Below are 12933 nucleotides of genomic sequence, written 5' to 3' on the forward strand. Positions count from 1 at the left end.
TTATTTTTCCGCTGCTTCGATGGCAGTACGGATGTTATTAGGGGTGAGGTTCGCCTCAAGAAAGTCACGAGACACCGGAGTGTCGACCACCAAACGCGAAACTCGCCCAATTTGTAAGAATCCAGAACGGATGATGTAATCTTGAATGTGTCCGCCACCCGTACGTTGCTGAGTAATAAAATGTTCGTGGTAGCCGGGCACGTTGATACCTGTGGTGTATTGCGGGCTGCGAAATCCGGCAATCACGCCATGTTGCTGTTGAAAACGAAAAACGGGCTGCTGTTTAACCACCTCTAACATAGGTCGATAGGGCCGCTGCTGTTTAGGTACAGTACGGGTCTGCACACTCGGAAAGGTGCCATCAATGCGAATCGCACAAAATAGGTTGTCGCTCGGGACTAATCGGTCAATCAACTGATGCACTTGTTCACGGGTCATGCGCTCGGTAATGGGCAGCTCAATATCCGCTTTAAAAAAAGTAAAAACGGCGAAAGGCGTTTGCTGCTCAGGATGTGCGGGTTGGGCAGAACCATCAGCGCGCAGTTGAAAGACTTGCCGATCAAATGCGATCAATTCGCCATCCAGTTCATTAAACGTACCAAGACCAAAGTCCCCATGTTCTAAAAGTTGCGCTATGGTGGTTGCACCTTCATAAACCCCAGCGATTAAGGCGCTCATCAATGAGGTTTGATAAATCTCGCCTTCACCACTGATGTGTTGATAGTGGGCAAATTGCTGAGCAATCTCTTGTGAGCATGAACAGTGGGCAGAGAGTAAAGGGTTCATAAGTCAACTCTAATATGAATCTGTGTGTATATTTAGGTTGACTTCTTAGTGGCGCTAAATCCAATATAAATAAGATTTATTTTGATATAGAAAATATATGGGTGGTTGATGGAATTTCGTTACATGAAGTACTTTGCGGCCGTCGCAGAGGCAAAACATTTCACGCGTGCGGCGGAGCAACTTGGCATAGCCCAGCCACCTTTAAGTCAGCAAATCAAAAAGTTAGAAGAAGAGCTTGGCGTCAATCTTTTCAAACGATTATCACGAGGCGTTGAGTTGACGCCCTCTGGTGAGCTTTTTTATCAGGATGCGACCAGCATTCTCCAACAAGTTGAACGAGCCAAAGATCGAGTTAGACAAAGGGCAAGGGGAGAGCATCTTGAACTGCGTTTAGGCTTTGCTGCCTCAACCGCCAGCAGTTCTGTGGTATTAGAAAAAGTGCGCCAACTGCATGAAACGATTCCAGATCTACAATTGATCGCCGTAGAACATCCGATGCCAGAGTTGGCTAGAATGATCCAAGAAAAACAGTTGGATATCGCATTTATGCGTTTACCTTGTTATGCCAGTGAAGCGCTACGGCGAAAGATATTATTTGATGACCCATTTGTGGCGGTGCTCCCCGCCGTGCATACGTTAGCGGAAGTGGAAAAGATTCAGCTCATCCAGCTTAACCATGAAAATGTATTGATGTTTCCACGAGAGGTCGGCCCGGCCCTGTACGACAATATTGAAGCCGCATTCAGCGCAGCCGGTGTCAATATCGCGCGATCGTATGCTGCGCCACAGTTAAGAACGGCAATTACTATGGCGCAAGCTGGGTTTGGCATTGCGATCGTTCCTTTATCGCTCACAGATCATCTTGACCATTCGGTGGTGGTGAAGACGATTCAAGATATGCCGTTTGTCAGTCAGGTTGCTATCGTTTCCGATGCCGGACATCACCACCCCTTACTCAATCGCTGCATTGCGTGTATGGGGGAGTGAATTATCCAGTTCTCTCTCCCTCTCTACCGAGATTGTGGACAACCTGAGCTGGGCTGAGTGATGCGTTGCCAAGTGCCTTGGCGATATATCTCAATCCCTTGATCAGCAAAACGGGCCAGATAGAGCCATTCATGCTTAACCAAATGTTCAACCACGCGGTGTGAAGCCATCACTTGCTCAATCCGTTCGCGTGGCGCATCAATCACCACAGTGAGGCGTAAGGCTTCATGTCGCCATCCTTGTCCATCATGCAGCGATTGCAGGGCTAAGCCACAGCGCAGATCGCCGCCGTTGCCTTCAAAAAGGCCGATATTTCCTCCTACCACATTATGCAAAGTTTTATTGCCACTGCCGAAACGGCGATTATCGACGGTGGAGGCAAAATACTGCATGTTAATCCAGTGTGTGACCAACATCGGGGCCGTCATAATTTGTGTCAGTAATTGCCCTTCGGGATCGCGCTCCGGTTGGTATTCATGCAAAAACACTCGGCCATCGAGTTTCGCCTGCTTTGAACGTTGCCGCGGTGCAATGATAAAAGCGGCATTGTTGGTCAGACCCCACTCAGGGCGAGTTTGCGCCCAATCATGGGCTCGACGCAGAAACGCTTGCTCCAATTGCGGGGCAGATAGGGCGTTGTCCTTGCTCTGAGGCGCTTGGTGGTTGTGATTCAATTCAAGACTTGGCGCGCGTTCTTGACGTGCGCCATGGCTGGCGGCAGTGAGCTGCTGATCAAGTTGTTCTAGCGCCTCGCGATGGCTTGTTGGGATCTCATGGCGATCAAAAAGCGTCATCGATTCTGTCGTGGTGTTGTGTAGCGCCGCGATAAAGTGGACGTCATCGCGCAGCGAAATTCCATATTCAGGCAACGCTTGGCGCACCGCCTGATCATTCAGTAATGCTGCTAATGTGCGAGCGTTGACTTCACCGCTTTGACCGCAGCAGGCTCCACAATCCAGCCCTGCACGCTGCGGATTATTTTGCGTCTGTGAGCCGTGTCCCACGAGTAGCACCAAGCGTGCTTGCTCGGTGGCGATCCCCAACGCTTGCAGAATGTTGGCCGCCATTTGAGCACGCTGCGCTAACGTCTGTGGATCGCGCGTGAATTGCGGTTTGACACTCTGCCACTCATGTTCCGTAAAGGCGAAACGCTCCACCGATGCGCTTGATGCAGGGTAGGATAAGGTGCGTTTAAGGAGCTTGGTTAAATAAGCCAACCCTGTGGTTTCCACCAGAGTAAACGTGGAGGCGGGGAGGTGATGAAACGCGCGCCAGCTAAAGTGTCGCTTGAGTCGAGCACGGCGACGCAAGGCCAATTTCGCGTCTTGATCTTCATCCCCTGTGCTGTCAGAGACGGTCAAGCTCGGCGCTAATAAGCCCGGTAACTGTGGGCGGCTTGCTTCGGTGCCCAATAACTGATAGCGGATCGGTAAGCCAAAAAAGCCTGCGAAGCCAAGAGTTTGAATATTGGGTGATTGCGCTTCTAAGTGGCGGCGAATGACTTCTGAACGCACATCGATACAAAAAGCCGCTTGCACCTCGGGATAACTTGATTGGGGAGCCGACTCTTGTACTGATGTCAGCGCAGCAAAGAGCTGGCGCTGATAGGCGATTTCCGCACTGCGTTGCCACAGTAGCGCAATGCGTAGTGCGCGATCCTCCTCGCACGATTGGCGCGGTGCCCAAGATTGCTGCCACTGTAACCACACAGAGCCCATGCCGCGCTCACCATCATCAAGTAAGTTCTCCCAGCAGAGACGAATCGCCAACAGATCGCGAAGGTGCTCATCGTGCCGACCCTCAAACCCTGCCTGCCATGCGAGATAAGCACACCAGGATGCCCAGCCACTGATGCGCATTAACACGGCTTGTAAATACGTTTCTTGCTGCGTAGGGGCAATAGCGAGTTGCGCTAGAGTTTGCTCGATGGCGGCCATGGCATCCTCGGGAAGCTTGGTGGCTTTTTGTTTTACGCTTGTCTCGTTGAGCAGCAGCGTAATGCTGCGATCGTGGATCATCGCCTCACGCCAAGTGGCAAAGAGTCCGGTTTGCTGATCTGGGCTCCAATCGGCTTGATGATGGTCAAAATAGGCGGCGCAAAATTGCGAAATTTGATGGGTGATGGCGTCATTCCATGCGGGATGATGCTCAAGATCACGCTGGCTATCGACGGTGTCGCACAGCAATGGCCAAGGATGACTCGGCGCTGTTGGCTGTTGTAAAGCGGCAATCAAGGTGGATTCGCTAAGGTCACTGTTTTGTTCAGCGATGGCTTGTTGCAAATCCGCTGATTGGATTTGCTTATTTTGCCAACGAAGGTGGTAATCACTGAGCGTCATGGTCATGGGTGAGGCGGCCAATTGTTTGAGCTCGGCGGCAGCTTGTGCAAAGGGCTTATCAATCCGTTTCCAATAAGGACTCACCGCAATCATGCGATCCAGCGGCCAGTTAGGAGCAATCAAGGCGCAGACTTGTTCGACAAGTGTTGATAATGCTGGGTTAGCGGTGGTGCTTAAAGCTGAGAGCGAACGTGGCGCATTCATACGCGTTCTCCTGTCGTCGGTTGCGCTTGAGTTGATGAAAGAGCGGTAGGCAGAGTTAATTGCACGGGCCAATATTTGAAGGTCAGGCGCGTAAAAGTCTCATCAAGATAAAAACCATGGTAAACCCAAGGATAGAGCCACAGTGATAAACGGCTTTTAGGATAGAGGCAGAGCAGCACTTGCATCAGATACAAAGTGATAAAACAGAACATCACAAAGCTCAGCGCGAGTGGGCTAGCGGGGCGCAGCTCGGGTGCTAAACCCGCAAACAGCAGATGCCATACGAAATAGAGTTGTGTGAGTAGGGCAACCCGCAGCACACCGAGGCTCAAGCCACTTGGTGTAAAACGTCCACTTTGCCAAAGTAGCGGAGCAAAACCTAAGGCGAGAATCGCGACCACCGCATTGGGTAGATGCAAATTGGGTGTTAAGGATTGCCATAAATGGTGCAGTATCAGGATAAGCGCTGCGCTGAGCCCTACCGCGAGCAAAGCCCCCACGGCTTTACCATTGACACTTTGTGGGGCTTGAAAATCATGCAGACGTGCTCGCTCCACCGCTTCGCCAGAACTTAGGAAGGCATAAGCTTTATAAAGTGAATGCGCCACCAAATGGAGCAGGGCGAGCTCATATAAGCCTAAGCCGATTTCCATCAGCATAAAGCCCATTTGCGCGCACGTTGACCAAGCTAAACGAACTTTAATGCTGATCCGAGTCAGCATGACCATGCCAGCGAGCACCGCAGTGAGGCTACCGACGATCACCAGCAACCATTGCGCCGAAGGAGCAAGCCCAATCAGTTCTGCGACGCGCAGCAGAACGAATCCCCCCATGTTAACCACACCCGCATGCAATAACGCCGAGACTGGCGTTGGCGCTTCCATCACCTGAATCAGCCAGCCGTGCAGAGGTAACTGAGCGGTTTTTAAGATAGCAGCGAAGGCGAGTAACAACGCAGCCCCAGTTAAGCTAAGTGGCAGCGAATCCTGCGCGTTTAACGCGAAGTGAATCTCTTGTAGCGACAAGCTACCGACATCGAGATAGATCAAACCGAGCGCTAACAACAAACAGATTTCGGCAAAACGGCTGACTAAGAATTTTTTGTGTGCCACCACGCGTGCGGCTTTGCGCTCTGGGTAAAAGGTCAGGAGACGATGTAGGCCAACGCTGGTTCCGCTCCACGCCAGCACGATCACAAGCAGATGCTGACTGGTGACCAACAAGGCTACGCAGCTTAGGGTAAACAGCGTGGCGGTGACAAAACGCGCTTGCTGCGCTTCGCCTTGCAGATAACGATGGGCGAAGCGGGTTATCACCCAGCCTAGGAGCGAGACGAGTAGCACCATCACGACACCTAATCCATCGACAGGGACTAGGTTGATGCTCGCTTGCCCTATCGCAAAAAGGGTATTTCCAAGCATGGCGATGAAGCCGGCGAGAGTGGCGAACTTGGCGATACGCCACTGCTGTTGAGGTAACCATAAGCTCAATACAAGGCCACCAAGATACAAACTAACAAGGAGCCACTGGGGTGACAGTTCCGACATGGGTCGGCCTCCTGATTGAAAAATAAGATGTTATCGGTGGTGCTATTGTGGTTGCGAAGGAATGAGTAAGTAAAATATATTGTTATTAACAAAACGTTCTATAAAAGAGAACAAAGCGATGCGACATCTGAATTTTCACCATTTACATTACTTCTGGACTGTGGCTAAAGAGGGGCATCTCACTCGTGCTGCGCAGCAACTCAATGTGTCACAATCGGCGCTTTCTTCACAAATTCGTCAGTTAGAAGGTCAATTGGGGCATGATCTGTTTGTGCGCCAAGGGCGCAGTTTGCAGCTCACCGAAGTTGGGCATTTGGTTCTGGAATATGCCGAAAGCATATTTAACTTGAGCGGCGAGCTGCTTTCGATCATGGAGAGCGGTGAATTACAACGGGTACAGCAATTAAGGATTGGCTCGGTGGCGACCTTATCGCGAAACTTTCAGGAAAACTTTTTACGTCCTGTGCTCGGTAAATCGGATGTGCGGCTTATCTTGTCTTCCTCTACCTTGGAAGATCTTCTAGGTCAGTTACAAATGCATAAGCTCGACCTGATCCTTTCCAATCGTCCGGTACCGAGTGACTCAACGCAGCCTTGGCGTTGTAAGCGCATTGCACAGCAAAGTGTCTGCCTTGTCGGACCGCCGAGCGACACTTTGCGCCGTTATCAATTTCCGCAGGATTTACCTAAAGTGAAAACCTTGGTGCCGGGGGCAAGCAGTGAAATTCGGCTGCAATTTGATCTGTATTGTGAACAGTTAGGGTTAGCGGTAACGCCCTACGCGGAAGTCGATGATATGGCGATGTTGCGTCTATTGGCGCGCGATGTGGAAGGCGTCACTGTGGTGCCCGAGGTCGTGGTACAAGATGAAATTGAAACAGGGCGGCTGTGCAATTACGGAACACTGGACGCGGTGACCGAAAGCTTCTACGCGATCACCACGAAACGCCATTTTGATATGTCTATTGTCAATCGGTTGCTCGACAACTAGTTGCGATTATAGGTTGTAGACCTTCGCGCCATAGAAAGGAGGTCGGGCGCTCGGTAGCTGACAATGCCATACAATTCTGCGACAGATTTGTTACAGAGAGAGGGTTATGGTGTCGTGCATAACCAATTTATCAATAAAATGGCGATGTACTGCGAGACAAGACACTCTATTTTGGCGGCTATTCAGGCTAACCGACATGCCCCTGCATTATGGGTTAAACAGAAAACCTACACCTATCAAGAGATGACCGATATGGCACTCTCATTGAGTGACTATTGGCATTTACAGGGCGTGCAGCGAGTTGCGATCCTTTCGGTACGCGATCTCGCGGCTTATTCTGCGATTTGGGCGAGCTATTTGGGCGGTATGACTTATATTCCGCTCAATGCGCGAGCAACAACAGAACAGCTTCAAGAGACGCTGATCGCGACACAATGTGATTCCATCATGGTAGACGCGCAGCAATTGAGTCGTTTGTCCTCCTTACTTGAGACTTGCATAGATCGATTACACATTTATGCGCTGCCTGATGTGGATATGGAACTGTTACGTCAGCAATATCCTCAGCACACTTTTCACACAGTGCAGATAACCGAACAAGATGTGGAATTACTGGTAGCGAAATACCATTTAGATAATGAACATGAGTACGCTTATATCATGCAAACCTCAGGTTCGACTGGTAAGCCCAAACGTATTGCGGTCAGTTACAGTAATTTGCATAGCTATATCAGCCAAATTGACAAACTATTTCCACTCAATGCGCAAGATCGAGTGGGACAATATTCTGATTTGACTTTTGATCTTTCGGTACATGATATTTTTTACAGTTTGATCTCTGGTGCTTGTTTATATGTTGTGCCTGAATTAGCGAAATTAAGTCCAGCGGAATTTATTCGTCACCATCAATTAACGGTATGGCTTTCTGTGCCTACTGTTATTGAGTTGGCCCTACAAAGACAAACCTTAACCCCACACAGTTTACCTTCTCTGCGACTGAGTTTTTTCTGCGGACAAGCCTTGCTGCATGATTTAGCCGAACAATGGCAACAAGCCACTCAGCAGTCGGTGATCAATCTGTATGGTCCAACAGAGTGCACGATTGCCATTACCTATCATCGATTTGTCGCCCATTCAGGTATGGCATCGGTGCCGATTGGCCGTGCTTTTGAAGAGGAGTGTTTAGCCATCATCAACGAACAAGGTGAGTTGATGCGCTTTGAATCTGCACCCGAGGGGTATCGCGGAGAATTACTTCTGTCGGGCAAACAATTAGTCAATGGTTATCTGAATGATCCGCTGAATACGCAAAATGCCTTTTTCCAGCACGAAGGGCGTATTTGGTATCGTTCAGGTGACATTGTCACTAAATCAAATGGCGTGCTGATTCATCTTGGGCGCCGCGATCACCAAGTGAAAATTGCCGGACAACGGGTGGAATTAGAAGAGATTGAAACCGTTGTTCGCCGCGTGACTCAAGCGCACAGCGTGGCGATTGTACCTTGGCCTTTAAGTGAGTCGGGCTATGCCAGCGGCACGGTAGCGTTTGTGGATACCCATACCCAATGGCAACCAGATCTGTGGTTGAGCCAATGCAAACAACAATTAAATCCGACTTTTGTGCCTAAGCGTTGGTATGCCATTGAACAATTACCAAGAAATGCCAATGGCAAAACCGATATTAAAGCTTTACAACAACAATTAGCGAGTCAGACATATGAAACAAGCCATTGAAAATATTCTTATTGAGCGATTACAAACCAGTATTGAGGGTATTTCATCGATACTCACCAATAAATTTTTCGATGAGTTTGATTCCTTCTCTTTCATCGATATTGTCGCCAAAGTAGAAAGCCAGTTTTCGGCACAAATTAATCTATTTGATATGCCATTAACCATGGAATCGTCAGTCAATGAAGTCATTGATTGGTTAGTGAGCGAAGTAGGGGAATAACGTGCGTATTTTTTGGTTAAAAGCGTTAACCTCAGGCTTATTTTATTTACCACTGTCGATAAAAAATGGTTTATGCCGCCTCGTGGCCAAGCCGATAAGTCGGAAAAAAATGGCAGCGGCTTTAACACAACTTAATTACGCGTTACCTGATTTGAGTGACGTAAAAAAGCAGGCCATTGTTGAGCAATCCACGCGCTTATCATTGAAGAATTTACTCGGGTTTTGCCATCTTCAGCGTTACCAATATCAAGTTGAACAGCCAGACTTGGTTCAAGAGATCCTAGATAACCAAGGCGGCGGTATTATCGTTTGTCCTCATATGGGCGTTTACGATGGGGTGACTTGGTGGCTTAACCAGCAAGGTAAAAAAGCCGTCACCATTTTTGGTGCGGGCAGTTCAGGCGATCGTCCGGATGAAAATGCCATGATCTCCCAAGCCGCGAAATTAGCCGGAGTTCCCTATCTGCTACGCAAACAAAACTTGATGTTGGAGTTAGCACAGCGGATCAAACAAGGTGAATGGGTGGTGTTACATACGGATATGCGAACGGAAGGTGTGCCTGTTCGTTGGTTTGGGCAAGCCACACAATTGTCGGCAACGCCTTTTTTCCTTGCGCATAAACTCGCATGCCCGATCTATTTTCATTATGCGCTCAGTGAGGGGATGACGCAAAGACTGCATTTCTCGCGCTTTGCCTTGCACCAAACCGATGACTTAAGTCGCAATATTGCGCAGGATGCGCAGCAGTTAGCCGACATGATGCAGCAAGCGATCACCGCACATCCCGAGCAGTGGATCTGGCTTTATCGGCGTTTTAAGTAAAAGCAATTCGGTGTATCTAAGAAGTTGATGTGGATGATTGAGCGCCACGCGCGATTCGCTGATTCATCACACAAACAGCCTCGATAATCCCTTGACCTCATTAGGGGAATGCTTCATAAAGCCCCCCTGATACGCGATTTATCGAGGCTCTTAATATGTCCGTCCCAACTCAAATTACCTTTTTTGAATTTTTGACCCCCTTGGTGGCCTCTGGCCAGAAGACCATCACCATCCGTGATAAATCGGAGAGCCATTACGTGCCCGGCACTCGCGTTGAAGTGTTCACTTTAGAAACCCAGCGTAAAGTGTGTGAGATAGATATTCTGGCGGTTGAACCGCTCAAGTTTGATGAGATCAACGAGTTTCACGCTGAGCAAGAAGCGATAGAATTACCCAAACTCAAGGCGTTGATCCAAGAGATTTACCCCAATATCGATGAGCTGTATGTCATTACTTATCAACTAGCGAAGTAATCGAGCGCAAGAATCATGGTGAAATAAGCATGTCGAATACACACCAAGGCTTAAAAGCGGTCGCGATTTTAGAGTCGACCAAAGGGATTGTGTCGCTACTGTTGGGATTAGGGCTGCACCATGTTGCCGGCGATAGCCTACAGCAGTTGTTGCTAGATCTGTTGCAGCACTTGCACCTCAATCCTGCCAGTTATTGGTCAGAAAAATTACTGCACCAAGCGGGGCTTCTCACCCATTTCAATTTGAACTGGGTGGCCGCAGGCGCGCTAGTGTATGGTGCGATCCGTTTGATTGAAGCTTATGGTCTTTGGCACAACTTATTATGGACGGAGTGGTTTGCACTGCTCAGCGGAGCAATCTATCTGCCATTTGAAGTGTATGAGTTGTTTACCCATCCTGGTGTATTCAGTATGGCGGCTCTACTGATTAACCTAGTTATTGTGCTTTATATGTATCGGATTATCCGCAATAAAGTGCCGCAAAGGTAAGATGCAAACGGCATGGCGCTCCTATAGACTAGCGGCGCCGTAGTTTGGGACGGTTATCCAAAGAGGACAGAGTAAAAATGAATCCGATTGTGGTCAGTGTCGGTCTGCTGATTTGCAGCAATGTGTTTATGACTTTTGCTTGGTACGCGCATCTTAAAGAGCTGAATAACAAACCGTGGATTATTGCGGCGTTGGTGAGCTGGGGCATTGCGCTGTTTGAATACTTACTGCAAGTACCCGCCAATCGAATTGGTTATACCGCGCTAAATGTTGGGCAACTTAAAATTTTGCAAGAAGTGATTACCTTAATGGTGTTTGTGCCTTTCTCAGTCTTTTATCTGCGTGAACCATTAAAGCTCGATTATTTGTGGGCTGGGCTTTGTCTGGTTGGGGCGGTCTATTTCGCCTTTCGCAGCAAGTTTGCTTAACCTTGATCTAGGCTCCTTATCGATCGTTTAGCGGCATAAAAACCGTAATGATATCTAGAATTCGCCCCTCCAATGAGGGGCGAATTGTTTTATGGCTAAGGTTTTATGACTAGGGTTTTATGGCTAAGGTTTAATGGGCAATCCCACCTTGTGTGAGCTTTTTCGGGTCAAGCAGCGCTTCAAGCGTGGCGCGATCGAGATCCGTCTCTTCCGCAGCGACATCCAAAATCGCGCGGCCTTGCTGGTAGGCTTTTTTGGCAATATCAGCCGCTTTGAGATAACCAATGACAGGGTTCAAGGCGGTGACGAGAATCGGGTTTCTAGCCAAGGTTTTTTCCAGATTATCATGACGAACTTTAAAGGTTGCGATGGCTTTATCGGCGAGCGCATGGCAGGCATTGGTCAATAATTCTATTGATTCTAGTAGGTTGTGCGCGATCACAGGCAGCATCACATTAAGCTGGAAATTACCGGATTGGCCAGCCACGGTAATGGTAGTGTCATTGCCAATCACTTGCGCAGCGACCATAGTCACGGCTTCGGGGATCACAGGGTTAACTTTCCCCGGCATGATCGAGGAGCCCGGTTGTAAGCCTTGCAACTCAATTTCCCCTAACCCCGCCAAGGGACCAGAGTTCATCCAGCGCAAATCGTTAGCGATTTTCATCAGCGCGACCGCGGCGGTTTTCAACTGACCAGAAAGGCCGACCACGCAGTCTTGGCTGCTTAGGTTATAGAAAAAATTGTCGCTGGGCTGAAAAGCAACATGACTCAATTGACTGAGGTTATCGGCAAAAATACGTGCAAAGCGCGGATCCGCATTAATGCCTGTGCCGACCGCTGTGCCGCCTTGCGCCAAGGCTTTGATGGGGGAAAGCGCATGGCTGATGCCTTGCGCGGCGTGGTCGATTTGGCTTTTCCATCCACCCAGTTCTTGTGCGAAAGTCACGGGCATCGCATCCATCAAATGGGTGCGGCCAGTTTTGACCACATCAGCCAACTCTGACTGTTTATCCGCGAGAGTTTGACTTAAATGCGCCAATGCGGGGAGCAGTTGCTGTTCAATATTGATGGCCGCACTGACTTGGATTGCTGTCGGGATCACATCATTACTGCTTTGTCCCATGTTGACATGATCGTTTGGACTCACCGCATAGCCCAACTCACGCGAGGCGAGGGTGGCAATCACCTCATTGGCGTTCATATTGGAGCTGGTGCCTGAACCTGTCTGGAAAACATCAATCGGGAACTGTTCGGCATACTGGCCATCAATCACCGCTTGCGATGCATTGGCAATCGCTTGGGCGATGTCCCCTTCTAAATGACCTAACTGCGCATTGGTCATCGCCGCCGCTTGTTTAATGTAGGCGAGGGCAGCAATAAACGCGCTAGGCATGGTGTAGCGGCTTAACGTAAAGTTATCTACGGCACGTTGAGTTTGTGCTTGATAAAGCGCATCAGCAGGGACTTTGACCTCACCCATGCTGTCTTTTTCAATTCGGTATTCGCGAGTCATAACAGATCCTTTTGGTTAATCAAGCGGGGCTTGAATTCGTTGTAATTGTTGTTTGAGTTGGCGTAAACGCAGTTCACCGTTATCCACTTGTTGATAACATTTGTTGAGCTCCATCAAGAGGATATAGATGGAATCAAGGCAGACGCGGCGGAAAATGCGGCTACGTGTAGGGTCTTGAATGGCATCTAAAAAATGGAAGTAGATTTGGCGTAGAAACAGTTCACACAGCAGGAAGTTTTGCTCTTTTGAACCTTGGTAATGGTGTGAGGCGAGTAAGCGCGCGCAATGAATGTAATCATAGATCACTTCGGGTTCAAAACCGCTCTCCACCTCATGCGCTAGAAATCGATCCTGCGCCTTAAAAAAGGCGTTGTATAACCACGTTCTGTTTTCCATA

General features: G+C 49.0%; 13 protein-coding genes. 8 read left to right on the top strand and 5 right to left on the bottom strand.

Going from position 1 to position 12933, the window contains the following annotated elements:
• Positions 1–786, bottom strand: coding sequence for an acetolactate decarboxylase (gene budA, locus F0316_RS06415; RefSeq protein ID WP_001068896.1), 786 nt, complete (start codon positions 784–786; stop codon positions 1–3).
• Positions 787–894: 108 nt separating this feature from the next.
• Between budA and F0316_RS06420 the strand changes: the two genes are divergently transcribed.
• Positions 895–1773: a LysR family transcriptional regulator gene (locus F0316_RS06420; RefSeq protein WP_002023111.1), complete on the top strand. Its 879-nt coding sequence runs from the start codon at positions 895–897 to the stop codon at positions 1771–1773.
• 23 nt (positions 1774–1796) lie between these two features.
• Here the strand turns inward: F0316_RS06420 and F0316_RS06425 are convergent, their stop codons facing one another.
• Positions 1797–4316: a YbcC family protein gene (locus F0316_RS06425; RefSeq protein WP_000993482.1), complete on the bottom strand. Its 2520-nt coding sequence runs from the start codon at positions 4314–4316 to the stop codon at positions 1797–1799.
• Positions 4313–5863 (bottom strand): NADH-quinone oxidoreductase subunit L, encoded by a 1551-nt coding sequence (locus tag F0316_RS06430; RefSeq protein ID WP_149560317.1) that lies wholly within the window; start codon positions 5861–5863, stop codon positions 4313–4315. The genes F0316_RS06425 and F0316_RS06430 overlap by 4 nt, the downstream gene beginning before the upstream one ends.
• Before the next feature lie 118 nt (positions 5864–5981).
• Between F0316_RS06430 and F0316_RS06435 the strand changes: the two genes are divergently transcribed.
• From F0316_RS06435 to F0316_RS06465, 7 genes are all read left to right on the top strand, one after another.
• Positions 5982–6854 (top strand): LysR family transcriptional regulator, encoded by an 873-nt coding sequence (locus tag F0316_RS06435; RefSeq protein ID WP_001216246.1) that lies wholly within the window; start codon positions 5982–5984, stop codon positions 6852–6854.
• 63 nt (positions 6855–6917) lie between these two features.
• A complete protein-coding gene (gene almE / locus F0316_RS06440; RefSeq protein ID WP_149560318.1) occupies positions 6918–8588 on the top strand; it encodes a lipid A modification system glycine--protein ligase AlmE in 1671 nt (556 codons plus the stop codon).
• The gene (gene almF, locus F0316_RS06445) at positions 8572–8808 is read left to right on the top strand and encodes a lipid A modification system glycine carrier protein AlmF (RefSeq protein WP_000806242.1); all 237 of its coding nucleotides are present in this window, start codon (positions 8572–8574) and stop codon (positions 8806–8808) included. The genes almE and almF overlap by 17 nt, the downstream gene beginning before the upstream one ends.
• Position 8809: 1 nt before the next feature.
• Positions 8810–9631 carry a glycine--lipid A transferase AlmG gene (almG, locus tag F0316_RS06450; RefSeq protein WP_002023107.1) on the top strand — a complete coding sequence of 274 codons (822 nt, stop codon included), beginning with the start codon at positions 8810–8812 and terminating at the stop codon, positions 9629–9631.
• A gap of 155 nt (positions 9632–9786) precedes the next feature.
• Positions 9787–10104 (top strand): N(4)-acetylcytidine aminohydrolase, encoded by a 318-nt coding sequence (yqfB, locus tag F0316_RS06455; RefSeq protein WP_000115899.1) that lies wholly within the window; start codon positions 9787–9789, stop codon positions 10102–10104.
• A gap of 29 nt (positions 10105–10133) precedes the next feature.
• Positions 10134–10592, top strand: coding sequence for a DUF2127 domain-containing protein (locus F0316_RS06460; protein WP_000072372.1), 459 nt, complete (start codon positions 10134–10136; stop codon positions 10590–10592).
• Between the two features lie 77 nt (positions 10593–10669).
• Positions 10670–11020, top strand: a complete 351-nt coding sequence (locus tag F0316_RS06465) for a DMT family protein (protein WP_001068360.1) — start codon at positions 10670–10672, stop codon at positions 11018–11020.
• A 130-nt stretch (positions 11021–11150) separates the two neighbouring features.
• Here F0316_RS06465 and F0316_RS06470 read toward each other — a convergent pair whose 3' ends face one another.
• On the bottom strand, positions 11151–12536 hold the full coding sequence (locus F0316_RS06470) for a class II fumarate hydratase (protein WP_000196492.1): 1386 nt from the start codon (positions 12534–12536) through the stop codon (positions 11151–11153).
• 15 nt (positions 12537–12551) lie between these two features.
• A complete protein-coding gene (locus F0316_RS06475) occupies positions 12552–12932 on the bottom strand; it encodes a hypothetical protein (RefSeq protein WP_000431618.1) in 381 nt (126 codons plus the stop codon).
• Position 12933 lies beyond the last annotated feature (1 nt).

The sequence above is a fragment of the Vibrio cholerae genome, assembly GCF_008369605.1.
Taxonomy (GTDB): Bacteria; Pseudomonadota; Gammaproteobacteria; order Enterobacterales; family Vibrionaceae; genus Vibrio; species Vibrio cholerae.

Excerpts from the sequence above, each read along its gene's own strand:
- almF (WP_000806242.1), top strand. The coding sequence starts at position 8,572 with ATGAAACAAGCCATTGAAAATATTCTTATTGAGCGATTACAAACCAGT.
- F0316_RS06420 (WP_002023111.1), top strand. The coding sequence starts at position 895 with ATGGAATTTCGTTACATGAAGTACTTTGCGGCCGTCGCAGAGGCAAAA.
- F0316_RS06430 (WP_149560317.1), bottom strand. The coding sequence starts at position 5,863 with ATGTCGGAACTGTCACCCCAGTGGCTCCTTGTTAGTTTGTATCTTGGT.
- F0316_RS06465 (WP_001068360.1), top strand. The coding sequence starts at position 10,670 with ATGAATCCGATTGTGGTCAGTGTCGGTCTGCTGATTTGCAGCAATGTG.
- F0316_RS06470 (WP_000196492.1), bottom strand. The coding sequence starts at position 12,536 with ATGACTCGCGAATACCGAATTGAAAAAGACAGCATGGGTGAGGTCAAA.
- budA (WP_001068896.1), bottom strand. The coding sequence starts at position 786 with ATGAACCCTTTACTCTCTGCCCACTGTTCATGCTCACAAGAGATTGCT.
- F0316_RS06475 (WP_000431618.1), bottom strand. The coding sequence starts at position 12,932 with ATGGAAAACAGAACGTGGTTATACAACGCCTTTTTTAAGGCGCAGGAT.
- yqfB (WP_000115899.1), top strand. The coding sequence starts at position 9,787 with ATGTCCGTCCCAACTCAAATTACCTTTTTTGAATTTTTGACCCCCTTG.
- F0316_RS06460 (WP_000072372.1), top strand. The coding sequence starts at position 10,134 with ATGTCGAATACACACCAAGGCTTAAAAGCGGTCGCGATTTTAGAGTCG.
- almE (WP_149560318.1), top strand. The coding sequence starts at position 6,918 with ATGCCATACAATTCTGCGACAGATTTGTTACAGAGAGAGGGTTATGGT.
- F0316_RS06435 (WP_001216246.1), top strand. The coding sequence starts at position 5,982 with ATGCGACATCTGAATTTTCACCATTTACATTACTTCTGGACTGTGGCT.
- F0316_RS06425 (WP_000993482.1), bottom strand. The coding sequence starts at position 4,316 with ATGAATGCGCCACGTTCGCTCTCAGCTTTAAGCACCACCGCTAACCCA.